This window comes from Enterobacter hormaechei subsp. xiangfangensis (assembly GCF_001729785.1).
GTDB classification, from domain to species: Bacteria; Pseudomonadota; Gammaproteobacteria; order Enterobacterales; family Enterobacteriaceae; genus Enterobacter; species Enterobacter hormaechei_C.
On sequence record NZ_CP017183.1, the window covers coordinates 39,654 to 56,986 of the forward strand.

Annotated in this window: 18 protein-coding genes; 9 read left to right on the top strand and 9 right to left on the bottom strand. The window is 57.3% G+C overall.

Annotated elements, in window-relative coordinates:
* Positions 1-72: 72 nt before the first annotated feature.
* Positions 73-1,464, top strand: coding sequence for a hexose-6-phosphate:phosphate antiporter UhpT (gene uhpT / locus BFV63_RS00190; protein WP_023315092.1), 1,392 nt, complete (start codon positions 73-75; stop codon positions 1,462-1,464).
* Positions 1,465-1,625: 161 nt separating this feature from the next.
* Positions 1,626-2,630, top strand: a complete 1,005-nt coding sequence (locus BFV63_RS00195) for an alpha/beta fold hydrolase (RefSeq protein WP_069597421.1) — start codon at positions 1,626-1,628, stop codon at positions 2,628-2,630.
* Here the strand turns inward: BFV63_RS00195 and BFV63_RS00200 are convergent.
* The gene (locus tag BFV63_RS00200; protein WP_069597422.1) at positions 2,618-3,520 is read right to left on the bottom strand and encodes a LysR family transcriptional regulator; all 903 of its coding nucleotides are present in this window, start codon (positions 3,518-3,520) and stop codon (positions 2,618-2,620) included. The two genes, BFV63_RS00195 and BFV63_RS00200, sit on opposite strands and share 13 nt — an antisense overlap.
* Positions 3,521-3,619: 99 nt before the next feature.
* Here BFV63_RS00200 and BFV63_RS00205 point away from each other — a divergent pair, with 99 nt between their 5' ends.
* The 3 genes from BFV63_RS00205 to nepI all read left to right on the top strand — a co-directional run bounded on the left by BFV63_RS00205 (position 3,620) and on the right by nepI (position 5,953).
* Positions 3,620-4,072: a DUF1198 domain-containing protein gene (locus BFV63_RS00205; protein WP_003861042.1), complete on the top strand. Its 453-nt coding sequence runs from the start codon at positions 3,620-3,622 to the stop codon at positions 4,070-4,072.
* 97 nt (positions 4,073-4,169) lie between these two features.
* On the top strand, positions 4,170-4,697 hold the full coding sequence (locus tag BFV63_RS00210; RefSeq protein ID WP_023323930.1) for an SRPBCC family protein: 528 nt from the start codon (positions 4,170-4,172) through the stop codon (positions 4,695-4,697).
* Between the two features lie 65 nt (positions 4,698-4,762).
* Positions 4,763-5,953 carry a purine ribonucleoside efflux pump NepI gene (gene nepI / locus BFV63_RS00215; protein WP_047653544.1) on the top strand — a complete coding sequence of 397 codons (1,191 nt, stop codon included), beginning with the start codon at positions 4,763-4,765 and terminating at the stop codon, positions 5,951-5,953.
* A 48-nt stretch (positions 5,954-6,001) separates the two neighbouring features.
* On the opposite strand, the gene BFV63_RS00220 is transcribed toward nepI, so the two are convergent.
* The 6 genes from BFV63_RS00220 to BFV63_RS00245 form a co-directional block, all read right to left on the bottom strand.
* Positions 6,002-6,907: an EamA family transporter gene (locus BFV63_RS00220; RefSeq protein ID WP_023315096.1), complete on the bottom strand. Its 906-nt coding sequence runs from the start codon at positions 6,905-6,907 to the stop codon at positions 6,002-6,004.
* A 144-nt stretch (positions 6,908-7,051) separates the two neighbouring features.
* Positions 7,052-8,431, bottom strand: a complete 1,380-nt coding sequence (locus BFV63_RS00225; protein ID WP_022650103.1) for a carbohydrate porin — start codon at positions 8,429-8,431, stop codon at positions 7,052-7,054.
* 138 nt (positions 8,432-8,569) lie between these two features.
* Positions 8,570-8,872 carry a PTS lactose/cellobiose transporter subunit IIA gene (locus tag BFV63_RS00230; RefSeq protein WP_014168006.1) on the bottom strand — a complete coding sequence of 101 codons (303 nt, stop codon included), beginning with the start codon at positions 8,870-8,872 and terminating at the stop codon, positions 8,570-8,572.
* 5 nt (positions 8,873-8,877) lie between these two features.
* Positions 8,878-10,254 (bottom strand): glycoside hydrolase family 1 protein, encoded by a 1,377-nt coding sequence (locus tag BFV63_RS00235; protein WP_022650104.1) that lies wholly within the window; start codon positions 10,252-10,254, stop codon positions 8,878-8,880.
* A gap of 17 nt (positions 10,255-10,271) precedes the next feature.
* Complete coding sequence (locus BFV63_RS00240) at positions 10,272-11,600, bottom strand: PTS cellobiose transporter subunit IIC (RefSeq protein WP_003861036.1); 1,329 nt, start codon at positions 11,598-11,600, stop codon at positions 10,272-10,274.
* Between the two features lie 11 nt (positions 11,601-11,611).
* Positions 11,612-11,926, bottom strand: a complete 315-nt coding sequence (locus BFV63_RS00245) for a PTS sugar transporter subunit IIB (RefSeq protein ID WP_003861034.1) — start codon at positions 11,924-11,926, stop codon at positions 11,612-11,614.
* A 293-nt stretch (positions 11,927-12,219) separates the two neighbouring features.
* Here BFV63_RS00245 and BFV63_RS00250 point away from each other — a divergent pair, with 293 nt between their 5' ends.
* A complete protein-coding gene (locus tag BFV63_RS00250; RefSeq protein ID WP_048241596.1) occupies positions 12,220-13,170 on the top strand; it encodes a LacI family DNA-binding transcriptional regulator in 951 nt (316 codons plus the stop codon).
* Between the two features lie 48 nt (positions 13,171-13,218).
* Here the strand turns inward: BFV63_RS00250 and BFV63_RS00255 are convergent, their stop codons facing one another.
* Positions 13,219-13,515: a YicS family protein gene (locus BFV63_RS00255; RefSeq protein ID WP_003861030.1), complete on the bottom strand. Its 297-nt coding sequence runs from the start codon at positions 13,513-13,515 to the stop codon at positions 13,219-13,221.
* A gap of 137 nt (positions 13,516-13,652) precedes the next feature.
* Between BFV63_RS00255 and BFV63_RS00260 the strand changes: the two genes are divergently transcribed.
* Positions 13,653-14,072, top strand: coding sequence for a GNAT family N-acetyltransferase (locus BFV63_RS00260; protein WP_048241594.1), 420 nt, complete (start codon positions 13,653-13,655; stop codon positions 14,070-14,072).
* On the opposite strand, the gene BFV63_RS00265 is transcribed toward BFV63_RS00260, so the two are convergent.
* Positions 14,069-14,716 carry a TetR/AcrR family transcriptional regulator gene (locus BFV63_RS00265; protein ID WP_003861018.1) on the bottom strand — a complete coding sequence of 216 codons (648 nt, stop codon included), beginning with the start codon at positions 14,714-14,716 and terminating at the stop codon, positions 14,069-14,071. The two genes, BFV63_RS00260 and BFV63_RS00265, sit on opposite strands and share 4 nt — an antisense overlap.
* A gap of 78 nt (positions 14,717-14,794) precedes the next feature.
* Here BFV63_RS00265 and BFV63_RS00270 point away from each other — a divergent pair, with 78 nt between their 5' ends.
* Positions 14,795-16,294: an MDR family MFS transporter gene (locus tag BFV63_RS00270; protein WP_032608159.1), complete on the top strand. Its 1,500-nt coding sequence runs from the start codon at positions 14,795-14,797 to the stop codon at positions 16,292-16,294.
* A 229-nt stretch (positions 16,295-16,523) separates the two neighbouring features.
* The gene (gene nlpA / locus BFV63_RS00275) at positions 16,524-17,324 is read left to right on the top strand and encodes a lipoprotein NlpA (protein WP_048241592.1); all 801 of its coding nucleotides are present in this window, start codon (positions 16,524-16,526) and stop codon (positions 17,322-17,324) included.
* Positions 17,325-17,333: the final 9 nt, after the last annotated feature.

Genomic DNA, 17,333 nt, shown 5'->3' on the forward strand with positions numbered 1-17,333 from the left:
GACGCTGTCTCAGGCATCTCTCCCGGCTGGTTTTTACAATGCTGCAAAAATCAGCTCAGGAGTAAACCAACCATGCTGGCCTTCTTAAACCAGGTGCGCAAGCCGACCCTGGATCTGCCGCTCGACGTGCGGCGCAAGATGTGGTTCAAACCGTTCATGCAGTCTTATCTGGTGGTCTTCATCGGCTACCTGACCATGTATCTGATCCGCAAAAACTTTAACATCGCGCAGAACGACATGATCTCGACCTACGGGCTGAGCATGACCCAACTGGGGATGATTGGCCTGGGCTTTTCCATCACCTACGGCGTGGGGAAAACGGTTGTGTCCTACTACGCGGACGGCAAAAACACCAAGCAGTTCCTGCCGTTTATGCTGATCCTCTCCGCTATCTGTATGCTCGGCTTCAGCGCCAGCATGGGCGCGGGCTCCGTCAGCCTGTTCCTGATGATCGCCTTCTACGCCCTGAGCGGTTTTTTCCAGAGTACCGGCGGGTCGTGCAGCTACTCCACCATTACCAAATGGACCCCACGCCGCAAGCGTGGTTCCTACCTCGGCATGTGGAACATCTCCCACAACCTCGGCGGAGCGGGCGCGGCTGGCGTGGCGCTGTTTGGCGCAAACTACCTGTTCGACGGCCATGTGATCGGCATGTTTATCTTCCCGTCGATTATCGCCCTGATCGTCGGCTTTATCGGCCTTCGCTACGGCAGCGACTCCCCGGAATCATACGGCCTCGGCAAAGCCGAAGAGCTGTTCGGCGAGGAGATCAGCGAAGAGGACAAAGAGACCGAAGAGAACGAGATGACCAAATGGCAGATCTTTGTTGAGTACGTGCTGAAAAACAAAGTGATTTGGCTGCTCTGCTTCTCAAACATCTTCCTCTACGTGGTGCGTATCGGCATTGACCAGTGGTCAACCGTGTATGCTTTCCAGGAGCTGAAGCTTTCTAAAGAGGTGGCGATTCAGGGCTTCACCCTGTTCGAAGTGGGCGCGCTGGTCGGCACGCTGCTGTGGGGCTGGCTCTCCGACCTCGCCAACGGCCGTCGCGCGCTGGTGGCCTGCATCGCGCTGGCGCTGATTATCGCCACGCTCGGCGTTTACCAGCACGCCAGCAACCAGTACGTTTATCTGGCGTCCCTGTTCGCGCTCGGCTTCCTGGTGTTTGGCCCTCAGCTGCTGATTGGCGTGGCGGCCGTAGGGTTCGTGCCGAAAAAAGCGATCGGCGCCGCCGATGGGATTAAAGGCACCTTCGCCTACCTGATCGGCGACAGCTTCGCCAAGCTGGGCCTGGGGATGATCGCCGACGGCACGCCGATTTTCGGCCTCACCGGCTGGGCGGGCACCTTCGCGGCGCTGGATGCGGCAGCGATCGGCTGTATCGTCCTGATGGCGATGGTCGCGGTGCTGGAAGAACGTAAAATTCGCCGTGAGAATCGTGCGCAGAAATTAAAAGTAGCCTGAGTGTGCAGGTAACTTCTTTGCCCGGTGTGTGATGCCGGGCTTTTTTATTTGCACGCCACACCTTTACCCCGCTTTACACACTCACCCTTCTCCATGCTCTACAGTGTTTTTGCTGCCGCCTTTCGTGCAGCCTTAGCCCCTTTTGCTAACGGAGAGCTTGCATGTTAACCCGACGATTGTCCTGCCTGGCGCTGCTGATGGCGCTGGCCTCCCCCGCAATGGCCGCGAATGCACCTACCTACGGCGAGAAGCTGGAAGGTTTTGACTACGGCTGGCCGGTAAAACACTTTACCTTTACCTCGCAGAACCAGCCTCTGGATATGGCTTACCTGGACGTGAAGCCGGAAAAACCCAACGGCCGCACCGTGGTGCTGATGCACGGCAAAAACTTCTGCGCCGGTACCTGGGACGGCACGATCCGCGCGCTTTCAGCCAGCGGGTATCGCGTGATCGCACCCGACCAGATCGGCTTCTGCAAATCCACCAAGCCGGAGCATTATCAGTACACCTTCCAGCAGCTGGCGGATAACACCCACGCGCTGCTGAAAACGCTGGGCGTCGATCGCGTCACGGTCATCGGCCATTCGACCGGCGGCATGCTGGCGACCCGCTACGCGCTGATGTGGCCGCAGCAGGTGGAACAGCTGGTGATGGTGAACCCAATAGGGCTTGAAGACTGGAAAGCGCGCGGCGTGCCGCATATTACGGTCGACCAGTGGTACCAGCGTGAGCTGAAGGTCAGTGCCGACGGCATTCGTCAGTACGAGAAAAACACCTACTACGCCGGGGAGTGGAAGCCGGAGTACGAGCGCTGGGTCACCATGCTTGCCGGGTTAAACAACGGGCCAGGCAAAGCGCGCGTGGCGTGGAACTCGGTGCTGCTCTACGACATGATTTATACCCAGCCGGTCGTCTATGAATTTAACGAGCTGAAGATGCCGGTATTATTGATGATCGGCACGAAGGACAACACCGCCATCGGGAAAGATCTCGCCCCGCCTGAGATCCGCAAAACGCTCGGCAACTATGCGGTGCTGGGAAAGGAGACGGCGAAGCGCATCCCGCACGCTACGCTGGTGGAATTTAACGACATGGGCCACGCGCCGCAGATGCAGGATCCTGAGCGCTTCCACGAGGCGCTGCTTAAGGGGCTTCAGGCCCGCTGACTGGTTTGCAGCAACAGCCCGCGCAGCCACGCCTGCGCGGGATTGCGGTGCGTTCTGCCGTGCCAGGCCATGCTCTTGGTAAAGCCTGGCACTGGAACTGGCGTCTCGCAGATGAACATCCCCGTCTGATTTTCCGCGATGCGTGACGGCACGACGGCAATCATATCGCTGAGGGCCAGCACGTCCGGCAGAACCAAAAAGTGGCTCACCGAGAGCCCCACGTGCCGCGTCCGGCCAATTTTCTCCAGCGCGCTATCGGTTACCCCGCGAAAGCCGTCTCCCTCGTAAGAGATCAGCACATGCTCAAGGGCGCAAAATCGGTCTAACGTCATTGGCTCTCCGGCGTTTGGATGATCGGCGCGCATCATGCATACGTACCGTTCATCATAAAGCGCACGGCTGTGAAGCTCATCGGGCGTGGTGTGGGGGGTGATAAGCGCTACGTCAATAGCGCCCTGCTCAAGCTGGCTGACAAGGCTACCGGGGGTAACGGGCACCACGCGCACGCGTATGCCAGGCGCCTGTGTTTTAAGGGCGGCGATAAACGGCACAACAACCGCCCGAAGTGCATAATCCGTAGCGGCAAGAGTGAAGGTGAGGCGAGCGGTATTTGGGTCAAAGGCAACGGGCTGAAGCAGCACGTCGATATCCGCGAGAATGCGCTTCACCGGAGCGGCCAGCGCTTCCGCGCGCGTGGTTGGCACCATGCCGTGCGGGGCGCGGATAAAGAGCGGATCGTCGAAGTAGTCCCGCAGGCGGTTGAGCATGCCGCTCACGGCGGGCTGGGTCAGAGCAAGACGCGCCGCCGCGCGGGTGACGCTGCGTTCATCCAGCAGAGCGTCAAGCGTTTTCAGCAGGTTTAGATCCAGCGTGCGCAGATCCGCTTTCATGATGTTTTGCTACCTCTTTTCCGTTCACTATTATGGCGCTGCCCGCTGTCGACGCGTTGCGTTTCCCGCTATGATGGGCGGCTAGTCTAAGGAGAACGCATGGTCTGGATAATGCTGGCAACGCTTGCCGTGGTGTTTGTAGTTGGGTTTCGTGTCCTGACCTCGGATTCCCGCCGCGCCATCAAACGCTTGAGCGAACGGCTGGGTATCACCCCGATGCCGGTAGAATCGATGATCGACCAGTTCGGTAAAACGCCGGGCAATGAGTTTATCCGCTACCTTGAGCGCCCAGACGAAGCGCACCTGCAAAACGCCGCCCAGGTCCTGCTTATCTGGCAGGTCTGCATCGTCGACGGGAGCGAAGAGAATCTGCATACCTGGCACCGCATGCTGCGTAAAGCCCGCCTGGCCGCACCGATCACCGATGCGCAAATCCGCCTCGCGCTCGGCTTCATGCGCGAGATAGAGCCCGATCCGCAGGAGCTTGACGCCTTCCAGCTGCGCTATAACCAGCTTTTCCTCCCGGAAGAGGGCGTGTTTTATCTGCACTGATATCACGAAACGTGATGAAGAGTATAAAGCATCGTCATTAGATTTATATCTGCCGCAGGCGCACCATCACTTCATCCACTCGCTGATGAGGTGAACCATGAAACAATCCGCCATTATCTGGCCAAACGACTACCTGCCAGGCACAACCGATAACTTTGCATCCAACGAAATCATCGTCGCCGGGCTGAGCGCAAAAGAGATTTGGGCGCAGCTTAACGACACTACCCTGTGGCCGAACTACTACAGCAACGCCGAAGATATTCGTTTTCACGACGGCAGCGGTCCGGAACTGAGCGCCAACGCCCGCTTCCGCTTTACGACCTTTGGCTTCCCGGTTGAGGCGCAGGTCACGGAGTATGTTCTGCCCGTTGACGGCGAAGCCGCACGGATCGCCTGGCACGGCTGGGTGGAGGGCGATGCCAGCTCGCGTCTGGATGTGATCCACGCCTGGCTGTTTGAAGACTTGCCGGGAAACCGCGTCCGTATTCTGACTCAGGAGTCGCAGAAAGGCGTTCCTGCACAGGAACTTGCTCGCACCGTGCCGAATCCGATGATCAACGGGCACCAGGAGTGGATCGTTGGGCTGGCGAATGCAGCGATGCAAGAAAAGTTGTCGAAACGTTAAATTCGTCACACTTTTGATGATAAACTGCGCGACTTTTCCGCACGTTTTTATCTTCAGGTGATGCCATGACAGAACATATCCAGCCCACAACCAGACCGCAGACCAAAGAGGTGTCGCGCCCCAACTGGTCGGCGGTTTTCTCCGTGGCGTTCTGCGTCGCCTGCCTGATTACCGTTGAGTTTCTACCGGTGAGCCTGCTGACGCCGATGGCGCAGGATCTGGGCATTTCCGAGGGCGTGGCGGGGCAGTCCGTTACCGTCACCGCGTTTGTGGCGATGTTCGCCAGCCTGTTTATCACTCAGGCGATCGGCACCATCGACCGTCGCAAGGTGGTTATTCTGTTCAGCATGCTGCTGACGCTCTCCTGCCTGCTGGTCTCTTTCGCTGAAAGCTTCACCCTGCTGCTGCTCGGCCGTGCCTGCCTGGGGCTGGGATTAGGCGGCTTCTGGGCGATGTCCGCCTCGCTGACCATGCGCCTGGTGCCCGCGCGGACGGTGCCAAAAGCGCTTTCCGTTATCTTCGGTGCGGTCTCTATCGCGCTGGTGATTGCCGCGCCGCTGGGCAGCTTCCTCGGCGGGATTATTGGCTGGCGTAACGTCTTTAACGCGGCGGCAGTGATGGGCGTGCTGTGCATTATCTGGGTGTGGAAGGCGCTGCCGTCCCTGCCGGGTGAGGCGGCGCACCACAAACAGAACATGTTCGCGCTGCTGAAACGTCCGGGCGTGCTGGCGGGGATGACCGCCATCTTCATGGCCTTTGCCGGGCAGTTTGCCTTCTTTACCTATATTCGCCCGGTGTATATGACCATGGCGGGCTTTGACGTGGACGGCCTGACGCTGGTGCTCCTGAGCTTCGGTATCGCCAGCTTTGTCGGCACCTCACTGTCGTCTCAGTTCCTGAAGCGCTCCCTGAAGGTGGCGCTGGCGGGTGCCCCGCTGGTGCTGGCGATCAGCGCCGCGGTGCTGGTGTTGTGGGGTAGCGATAAGTGGGTGGCTTCGGCGATCGCGATTATCTGGGGCTTTGCCTTTGCGCTGGTGCCGGTGGGCTGGTCGACGTGGATCACCCGCTCGCTTGCCGATCAGGCGGAAAAAGCCGGGTCGATTCAGGTAGCGGTGATCCAGCTGGCGAACACCTGCGGCGCGGCGGTGGGCGGCGTAGCGCTCGACCATCTGGGGCTGACGTCACCGCTGGTGATTTCCGGCACGCTGATGCTGCTGACGGCGCTGCTGGTGGCGGGGAAGGTTAAGGCGAAGTAGTGCTTTTCTCCCTCTCCCGTGGGAGAGGGTTGGGGTGAGGGCATCAGGCTACGCCGATGCCTTAACCCTTCTGCGTGAATCCATCGAAATCAACACCACCGACGACACAATCAACAGCGTCCCCAGCCAGTCCGGCAGGGTGAATGCCACCCCCAGCAACACCACCGACAGCAGCGCGCTGCTCAGCGGTTCGGCGCAGCTCAGAATGCTCGCTTTCGGCCCGCCGATCATCTGTGCGCCTTTCAGATACAGGCTGAACGTCAGCGCGGTGCCAATCACCACCAGGTAGAAAAACGCCAGCAGCAGGCCGCCGTCGATCACGAAGGTGGTGCCGCGTCCGGCGTAGAACGGCGTCAGCATTAATCCCGCAATCAACATACTCCAGCCGACAATCGGCAGCGTGCCGTAGCGGGCAATCAGCGTCGATGGATAGGTGGTGTAAAACGCCGCAGCAAACGCTGAGGCGATACCGAAGAACAGCGCGGCAGGCGAGATGGAGAGCGACGTCGGGTCGCCGTGGGTGACCAGCAGGAAGGTACCCACAAGCGACGTGAAAATCGCGGATAAGACAAATATGCCGGGACGCGTTTTCCGCGCCAGCGCAAACCATGCCACGATAATGGTCGGCGACAGAAACTGGAGCACGGTGGCCGTCGCAGCGTTGGATTTTTCAATCGTCAGCAGGAAGGTGAGCTGCACGGTGAGCGCGCCAACCAGCGAGAAAAACAGCAGGCTGAGGGCGTCTTTGCGGTTTTTGATGACCGAGAAAATCTTGTCGCCGTGAACGAAGGAGAGCGTCAACAGGATCACGCCGGTAAACAGCAGACGAACCATGGTCAGGTAAGGCGAAGAAATGTGGCTTTTCTCCATGATGTACTGCGCGCAAACCCCGGAACTGCCCCATAAAACGGCGGCGATCAGGACGTTGAGCATCCCTTTGCGTGTGGAACCCATGTTCTCCCCTGTTATGTTGTCGTTAATTCGGTCAACAGCATAGCATGGTTGTGTGCGGCCTGATGCCCTCACCCCGGCCCTCTCCCACGGGGAGAGGGAGCGAACACTAAAAACGGCAACTTTCGTTGCCGTTTTGCTTTTACTTTAGAACCACGCCTCCCACATCGCGCCGACGTTGAAGTCGTCCAGCGTCTCATCTTTGGTGTTGTTCACGCGCGCGGTGCGTTCGTTATCCACCTTGCCGCCGGTCACGTAGAAGCGCAGCATCGGGCGGAACTCCGGCCCCATGGCGATAGACATGTTCTGCGACAGGGTCAGCTTCCAGCCCTTGTTGTCGCCGCCGTTGTCGTAATCCACGTGCTGCCAGCCCGCTTCCAGCCAGGTGGAGTGAACGTCGTTCCACCAGTGCATCGGGCGCACGATGGCATTGTAGTTCTTGCGGTTGTCGGTCTTATCGCGGCTATTGTCGTAATCGTGGAAGGCGAGGATGTACTCCACCTGCGTCGCCTGGGTGAATTTGTACAGCCCTTCGAAGCTGGCGTAGACCGTGGTCAGGTCTTCGGTTTTATTGAACACGCTGTTGTCCGAATTATCGGAGTAGCGGGCGATCACCTTGTTCACGCCGCTGTCGTTGGTGTGGCTCAGCACCACGCCGCCCTGCCAGGCGTTAAGACGCTCGTCGCTCTCTACCGCTTTTGAATCAAAGCCGTAGTTGGCGTACAGCTCCAGATCCAGCGGACCGAGCTTCATGCCGTGGATTTTAGAGGTGGCCGCGTAGTTACCTTTGTCGCCCGTGCCGGACCCGCCGGTACAGGTGATGCGTGACGGGTTCGCTTCGTCTTCCATCACTTCCGGGCTACAGGATTCCACTGCCGCCACGGCAGCGACGTCAAACTGCACGCCGCCGATATCGAAGTTCTTCACCCCGGCGCCCTGACCGTCGTGGTTCATCCAGAAGTAATCGTTGATGCCCTGCTGCGGACGCTGGTGGAAGTCGCGACCCGCCCAGAAGTAGGCGTTCGGGTTGGAGGCCATAATGTTGGTCACGCCGGCGTAGGCTTTCTTGAGGTTAACTTCGTCGCCCCAGTGGTCGATCATCACGTTGATGTCCCAGATGGCGCCGTTTTCGCCCTTGAAGGCTTTAGAGAGCTGGAACTCGCCACCGTTGCCTTCGTTACCCAGACGACCAATGGCGGACGCGCCGTTGTAGGAGCCGTCCACCGCCACGTATTTCTGATCGGCAGCCTGGAAGTGCGCGCCGTAGCGGGCGTAGCCGGTAAATTTAACCCCGAACGGAATCGCCATATCCGGAGATTGCGCCGCGCTCTGCGGCTCGGTCACCACGTCCGCTTTTTTCGCGACCGCCGCATCCATTTTAGCCTGACGCTCGGCCAGGGCTTTATCCACCGCTTTCGCCACAATGGCGTCGATTTGCTCCTGCGTGAATTCCTGAGCGAGGACGGAAATTGGGCAAAGCGCGGCGATAACCGCCATGGTTAATGGAAGTTTTTTAATCGTATTCATGGTTATCTCAATATAGTTTAATTTTATTCAGACAATAACCATCCCGCTCCGATCTGACAGAATATGTCGCTATCATCAGAACAAGTGGATTTCTAGTTTTAGGTACAGAGGTATTACATTAAATTATTTCGCCATAGACTATCTCTGATATAAATGAATAATCTCTTCAGATAATTCACGCGCTAATAGCGAATTCATTAAATGATCCTGCGCGTGCACCATAATTAATGTCATCGGCTGGCGGGCTTCGCCCGCGTCCTGCTCAATCAGTTTGGTCTGCATCTTGTGCGCCTGGCGCGCGTAGCCGTCGGCTTCGCGCAGCAGGCTTTTGGCCTCGTCAAGGTTGCCCTGGCGCGCCGCGTGCAGGGCTTCAAAGCACAGGCTGCGGGACTGCCCGGCGTTGACGATAATTTCCATTACGGCTTCTTCTAGTGCGATCATTATCTTTACTCTTTATCAAAACTATTATTTAAGGCGGTGGCGGCAAACCACTCTCCGCTTTTTTTAATGGTGCGCTGCTGCGTCTCTACATCGAGCTGAATAAAACCGTAGCGGTTTTTATACGCATTACACCACGACCAGTTATCAATAAACGTCCACATATGGTAGCCAAGGCAATTGCAGCCTTCGCTAATACCTTTGTGCAGCCACGATAAATGCTCAGAAATAAAATCAATGCGGTATTGATCGTTAATCTGGCCGTTTTCAATAAAGCGCTGCTCATTTTCGACACCCATGCCGTTTTCCGAAATAAAGCAGCGGGGGTTGCCGTAATGGTCGCGCAGGTTAACCAGAATATCGTAAATACCCGGCGCGTAGATTTCCCAGCCGCGGTACGGATTCATCTTGCGGCCCGGCATCTCGTAATTATCAAAGAACCACTCCGGCATAAACGGCGCCTGCGGGTTCACCGCGCTGTCGCGACACTTCACGCGACGCGGCTGATAGTAGTTAATGCCGAGCAGGTCGATTTTCCCTTCCGCAATCAGGAAGCCGTCTTCCGGCTTGCAGGCGGGCAGCTGATCGTAAGATTTCAGCAATGCCACCAGGTCGGCCGGATACTCCCCGCGCAGCACCGGGTCGAGGAAGCTACGGTTAAACATTAAATCCGCAATGTGCGCTGCCTTCACGTCTGCCGGGTTCCGGGAGCGCGGGTAAGACGGCGTCAGGTTCAGCACGATGCCGATCTCACCCGCGTAGTGCCCGGCGCGGTAGGCCTGAACCGCCTTCGCATGGGCCAGCACCGTGTGATACGCCACGGTGGCCGCCCGACGAAAATCCACCACGTTCGGATAGTGGAAGTCGTACAGATAACCGCCTTCCACCGGAACAATCGGCTCGTTGAAGGTAAACCAGTGCAGCACGCGGTCCCCGAACAGCTCGAAGCATATCTGCGCATAGCGGGCGTAAGCGTCCACTACGTCACGGTTTTCCCAGCCGCCAATTTCCTGCATCGCCATCGGCATGTCGAAATGGAACAGGGTGATAAACGGCGTGATGCCCTGTTCATTCAGCTCATCAATAACCTGATTGTAAAAATCGACCGCGTCCGGGTTCACTTCACCGATGCCGTCGGGGATCAGGCGCGCCCAGCTAATCGAGGTACGAAAGCTGTTGTGGTTCAGCTGTTTTAACAGCTGAATGTCCGTTTTCCAGTGCTGATAAAACGTGGAGGTGTGCTGCGGCCCCACGCCGTTGTGAAAACGGTTCGGCTCGCGGGCAAACCAGTAGTCCCACGTGGTTTCACCCTCTCGTGTCCCTTCCGTCTGGAGAGCGGAGCTTGCGCTGCCCCACCAGAAGTTATCGGGAAATGCGTATTTCATGACCCTTCCTCTTTGACTTAATTGCTTGTGGCTTCAGCGGCACCCACGGTTGCAGCCTGGGCTTTCTGCTCTTCGTTTTTAATCAGCGTACGCTCATAGGCGCGCAGGAACGGCAGGTACATCAGCGCCGACATCACCATGCAGACGAGGCACATCACCACCGGGCTCAGCGCCCAGTTCGCCGCCCACGAGGCGCCAATCGGCGCGGGCGTGGTCCACGGGGTCAACGAAACCACCTGAGCCAGCCAGCCGAGTTTAGTTGCGCCGTACGCCAGGCAGGCGTTGACCAGCGGAACGAACACGAACGGGATAAACAGCATCGGGTTCATGATGATCGGCGCGCCGAACAGAATCGGTTCGTTGATGTTAAAGAAGCTTGGCACAACGCCCATTTTGCCGATGGTGCGCAGATGGGTAACGCGGCTACGCAGCAGGAGGAACGCCAGCGGCAGGGTCGAGCCTACGCCGCCAATCAGCAGGTAGTGATCCCAGAAACCTTGCAGATAAACGTGCGGCAGCGCCGCGCCCGCCGCCAGTGCCGCCTGGTTTGCAGAGAGGTTCGCCATCCAGAACGGGTTCATGATGCCGGTGACAATCAGCGACCCGTGGATACCCGCGAACCAGAAGATCTGGCACAGCAGCACGGAGAGCAGAATCGCGGGCAGGGAGTCAGACGCCGAGACCAGCGGCTCCAGCAGGTGCATGATCGCCTGCGGGATAATCATGCCGGTCTGCGCTTCAATGAACAGGTTCAGCGGGTGCAGCGTCCCGATCACCACCATCACCGGGATCAGGATCTCAAACGAACGCGCCACGCCGGTCGGCACCTCTTTCGGCAGGCGGATGGTGACGTTGTTCTGCTTCAGCCACGCGTACACGCGGGTGGAGTAGATCGCGGTGATAAGCGCAGTGAAGATCCCCTGGCCGGAGAGATACTGGGTCGAAATTTTGCCATCGGCATAGGGTGCTGCGACCAGCAGGAAGGCCATAAAGGCCAGCAGGCCGGACATCACCGGATCGAGGTTAAACTGACGCCCCAGGCTCGCCCCAATCCCCACCGAGATGAAGAAGGTCATCACGCCCATGCTGAGGTTAAAGGGCAGCATCAGCTGTTCGCGGTAGGTCTCGGAGAAATCCAGCCAGCCGCGGGCGAAGCTGTTGGTGGTATCCGCCGAAAACGGCGGGAAGATAAACACCAGCATAAACGAGCCGATGATCATAAACGGCAGCGCGGCGGTAAAGCCGTCGCGGATGGCAATCACATACTTTTGCTGACCCAGCTTCGCGGCCAGCGGGGTAATTGATTGCTCAATGACCGCGACCATAGATTGATATAACGAACTCATGTGAACACCTTTTAGTGTGCCGCTTCGATAAGCGACAGAGCATAGTCCAGTACTTTATCGCCACGCTGCATGCCGTAATCCATCATGTCGATGGGCTGCACCGGAATGCCTTGCGTCGCTGCCTTGTCTGAGAGTGTCTTTAACATGTATTTCACTTGCGGTCCGAGAAGCACCACCTGATAGTGCGGAAACTGCGTATCAAATTCGGATACGCCATACGCATCTATCTTCACGGGTAAGCCCCGTTCTTTTGCTACATCGATCATTTTGCTGACCAGCAGGCTGGTGGACATCCCGGCAGAGCAGCACAGCATAATCTTGAACATCGACAACCATCCTCAAAATGTAAAAAGTTATTGCGAGGATGATTGGACATGATACGGAAACCGGTTTCCATTTATAAAAGACAGAAGTGTGACAACCATCAAGATCCATTACTTATGAGGCTAATTAACCGGATGTGGGTCACATAATTTGGCTGTTTTGGCATCAAATTGAGTGGAAACGGAAAATCGGTTTCCATGGAAAACGGAAACGGATATACTCCGTTCTGGCTATAATGTGAGCCGTAGCGGTGATGGAAATTACAGACGCCAGTTGCGTCTGACAGGGGAGAGAGATGTCTACAATCAACGATGTATCGCGTCTGGCCGGGGTGTCCAAAGCCACGGTATCACGGGTGTTGAGCGGGTCGCGTGGCGTTAAAGAAGCCAGCCGCCAGGCTGTTCTGAAAGCGGTGGACGAGCTGAACTATCGTCCCAATGTGATCGCCCAGTCGCTGCTCAGCCAGTCGACGGGCTGCATTGGGGTGATTTGCGCGCAGGAAAACATTAACCAGACCACCGGTTACCTGTACGCGCTGGAAAAACACCTCAGCCAGCATCAAAAACATCTGCTGCTGCGTTTCGCACACACGAAAACAGAAGTGATGAACGCCCTTGAAGAACTCTCCTGCGGCTTATGTGATGACATTCTGGTGATTGGCGCGCGTTTCCCGCTGGACGTGGACATGGACAACGTGATTCTGGTCGACTGTATGGAAGCCGATAACGCCAACAGCATTCAGTTCGATCACGCGTTCGCGGCTGAAACGGCCTGCAACTATCTCACCAGCCAGGGGCGTCGCCAGATAGCGCTCATCCACCCGCACGGCAGCGGCTTTGCCGATCAGGTGCTGTTGGGTTACAAACATGCGCTGGAGAAAAACTTCCTGCCCTTTAATCGCAACCTCGTGTATATGGACGCAACTTCATCGTCCGTTGCGCTTCAGGAATTACTCAACAACGCGTCCACGCTGAACTTCAACGCGCTGCTGGTGGCGGATGAGCAGGAAGCCCAGCGGGTGATCCCGCAGTTACAGGCGTTTAATAAATCGGTACCGGAAGACATCATGGTCTTTAGCCTCGGCGGTTCGCTGCATCTGCCGGGTATCCCGGTGATCCCGGCCATTGAGTATTCCATGGACGCCATGGCGGCGCGTATCGTGAGCTGGCTGACAGAGAAAACGCAGATGCTGGGGTCCTACGTGCTGCGCGGGGATTTAATTATTCCAGATGTGCGGAAGCGTTAAACGTGTAATGTAGGCCGGGTAAGCGCAGCGCCACCCGGCGCTCAACCCTCAGTAATCTTCCATACAATCCACCTGACTTACTGCATCCCAGTAGGCGTCCAGGTTGTCACGCTTCACGGCGGTGATGGCGTTTTTGATCAGCAGCTGATTGGCCTCAGACGACAAAATCATCGCCTGCCAGGCTTTATCGCTCTGCTTTTTCTGCGGGGTACAGGTTTTCTTTACATCTTTCAGGACCTGCTGTTTTATCTGGGCCTCTTTCTCCGGAGCGCTCTTCTCCTGCGCGTGAACAAACGCAGCGAAAATCAGGCAAACGAGCAGGCAAACCAGGTGTGCAGATTTCATCGAAACCTCCGGTAAAGTCACAGGCTTTCTCTGAAATGTAGGGTTACTTTCAGCGCCGTGACCCCGGTCAAAAGTATGAATTTTCCCTGCTATGCAGTTGTGCGATAGTTAAACTGCACAAAAACAAGGAGAACGCTATGCATCTGATCACGACGGAGAACGTCACACCACAGGAAAAAGAAGAATTATTAACGGGGCTAAGAGCCTATAACGCGCAGTATTTAGATCTGGGGACGTTTAGTGGCGATATTGGCGTATATATGCGAGACGACAATGGCGTCATGCTGGGCGGGTTAATCGGCGTACGGAAAGGCGACTGGCTGAACATCGACTATCTGTGGGTCAGCGACAGCGTGCGGGGAACGGGCGTGGGAAGCCAGCTTATCAAAACGGCTGAAGAGGAGGCCCGTCGCAAAGGCTGTCGTCACGCGCTGGTGGATACGGTCAGCTTCCAGGCGCGTCCGTTCTATGAAAAACAGGGTTATCAGGTGCAGATGTCCTTGCAGGATTACCCTTATCAGGGAATGCAGAGACACTATCTGTCCAAAAATCTTTAACCGCCGATCCCGGTGCCTATCACGGCTAACACGTGGCGCACCACGATCTCCGGCGAGAGGGCGCTAAGCCTCTCGTCATTGCGCATGCGGGAGAACGGCACCAGCACCAGGCTCAGCAGCGTAGTGAACAGCAGTTCGGGGGCCAGCGCCGGATTCAGCTTTCCTTCCTGCTGCCAGCCTTTGATGGTTGCCAGCGTGGTGTGATATTTCTCATCGCCAAAGCGTGCCTGCAAATGGGTGCGCAGTACCGGCATCTCGCCAATCACCTCCTGCATCCACAGCGGGGCAAACCAGCGATACTTTTCAGCCAGTTCGGCCAGCACCCTGACCATTTCCGTCAGGGCATCCACCGGCGAATCCCGGTTGTCGGCGAAAATCGCCCCGATCCGCTCGCGTAACGGCAGGAAGCGCTCCTCAATCATCGCATCCAGCAACTGTTCTCTGGAGTTGAAGTAGTAGTGCAGCATGGCGGGCGTCACGCCTGCTTCGCGGGCAATAGCGTTCAACGACGTATTGGCGATCCCCTGGCGGGAAAAGAGATTCAGGGCGATATCCAGCAGCTGTTCACGGCTGGCGGTAACGCGCTTGCCGCCGCGTGGCCGACCGGGGCGGCGGGGTTCAGAATTGTCCTTTTGTGCTGACATGGTCACCGTATCTCTTGATCTTATTCATCACTTCCACAAATATTAATTATACGATTAATTAATTTCAAGTGATGTCTTATGGAGTCCGACGTAATGACTCAACCTGCGAAAAAGGCGCCGTCGATTAAGCTGCTGTTCAGCGCACTCCTGCTGGTGATGCTGCTCTCGGCGCTGGATCAAACCATTGTTTCCACCGCGCTGCCGACTATCGTGGGTGAGCTGGGCGGGCTGGATAAACTCTCGTGGGTGGTAACGGCCTATATCCTCAGTTCGACCATCGTGGTGCCGCTGTACGGCAAATTCGGCGATCTGTTTGGCCGAAAAATCGTTCTGCAAATCGCGATTGTGCTGTTCCTTGTGGGGTCCGCGCTGTGCGGTCTGGCGCAGAACATGACCCAGCTGGTGCTGATGCGCGCCCTGCAAGGGCTGGGGGGCGGGGGGCTGATGGTGATCAGCATGGCTGCCGTGGCGGACGTGATCCCGCCTGCCGATCGGGGTCGCTATCAGGGGCTGTTTGGCGGCGTGTTTGGCCTGGCGACGGTGATAGGGCCGCTGATCGGCGGGTTTATCGTTCAGCACGCATCCTGGCGCTGGATTTTCTACATCAACCTGCCGCTGGGGCTGTTTGCGCTGCTGGTGATTGGCGCGGTTTTCCACGGCAGCGCGCGGCGCAGCAAGCATGAGATTGATTACCTGGGGGCGATTTACCTCAGCATGGCGTTGCTGTGCATCATTCTGTTTACCACCGAGGGGGGGACGATCCGCCAATGGAGCGACCCGCAGCTGTGGTGCATTCTGGCCTTCGGCCTGACGGGGATCGCCGGGTTTATCTACGAAGAGCGGCTGGCGTGGGAGCCGATTATCCCGCTGTCGCTCTTCCGCGACCGCAGCTTCCTGCTCTGTAGCCTGATCGGTTTTATTATCGGCATGTCGCTGTTTGGCTCCGTCACTTTCCTGCCGCTCTATTTACAGGTGGTAAAAGACGCCACGCCGACGCAGGCCGGTTTGCAGCTCATCCCCCTGATGGGGGGGCTGTTGCTCACCTCCATCATCAGCGGGCGCATCATCAGCCGTACCGGGAAATATCGTCTGTTCCCGATCCTCGGCACGCTGCTCGGCGTGGTGGGGATGATGTTACTGACGCGCATTTCAATCACCTCTCCAACCTGGCAGCTTTACCTGTTTACCGGCGTGCTGGGCATGGGGCTGGGACTGGTGATGCAGGTGCTGGTGCTGGCGGTGCAAAACAGCGTGTCAGCCGATCAATACGGCGTCGCGACGTCTGGGGTGACGCTGTTCCGCTCCATTGGCGGGGCGATTGGCGTTGCGCTGTTTGGCGCGGTGTTCACCCATATTCTGCAATCAGGTCTGATCGACAGGCTGCCGGAAGGGGCGGAACTGCCGCGCGAACTTAATCCCGTTGCCATACACCATCTGCCTGATGCCCTGCGTCTGGACTATCTGGATGCGTTCGGCTCGGCGATCCATGCGGTGTTCATGCTGGCGGCGGGGATTATGGTGCTGGCGTTTGTGTTGTCGTGGTTTTTGCGCGAAGCGCCGCTGCGTCGGCAGGCGTGAGGTTAGCGGTTCTGCTTGCGCCTGGACTACCGTAGCCTGATGCCCATCGCCCGGTGGCGCTACGCTTACCGGGCCTACACTTCCCCCGTCACGTAGGCCGGGTAAGCGCAGCGCCACCCGGCAACAGGCCGCATATAACTTAACCGTCTTACTGATTCCTTTTCGTTTTTTAGCCTGCCGTCTCGTTGTCGATATAGTCTTCAAAACGTCTTTCAAAAGGAACTGTCTCGTGAAACTTCGAATGGGTGTGCTTCTCCTGACTGGCCTGCTGCTCGCGGGCTGTGACCAGGGCGGCAATGATGCCAGACACATTAAAGTCGGCGTAATCAATGGCGCTGAGCAGGACGTGGCGGAAGTCGCCAAAAAGGTGGCAAAGGAGAAATACGGTCTGGATGTTGAGCTGGTGGGCTTTAGCGGCTCGCTGCTACCCAACGATGCCACCAACCAGGGCGAACTGGACGCCAACGTCTTCCAGCATCGCCCTTTCCTTGCAGAAGATAACAAGGCGCACAATTACAATCTGGTCGCCGTGGCCAATACCTTCGTCTTCCCGATGGCGGGTTACTCCCGAAAGATTAAATCGGTGTCTGAGCTGAAGGACGGCGCAACCATTGCGATTCCAAACGATCCCACCAACCTTGGTCGCGCGCTGTTGCTGCTGCAAAAAGAGAAGCTGATTACCCTTAAACCGGATGTTGGCCTGCTGCCAACGGCGCTGGATATTACCGCGAACCCGAAAAACTTACAGATTATGGAGCTGGAAGGGGCGCAGCTGCCGCGCGTGCTGGACGATCCGAAAGTGGATGTGGCCATCATCAGTACCACCTATCTCCAGCAAACGGGGCTGTCTCCGGTACACGACAGCGTCTTTATTGAAGACAAAAACTCACCCTATGTGAATATTGTGGTCACGCGTGAAGACAACAAAGACGCTGAAAACGTGAAGGAATTTATCCAGTCCTATCAGTCGCCGGAAGTGGCGAAAGCGGCAGAGACCCTTTTTAACGGTGGCGCGGTGCCGGGCTGGTAAGCCCCGGTA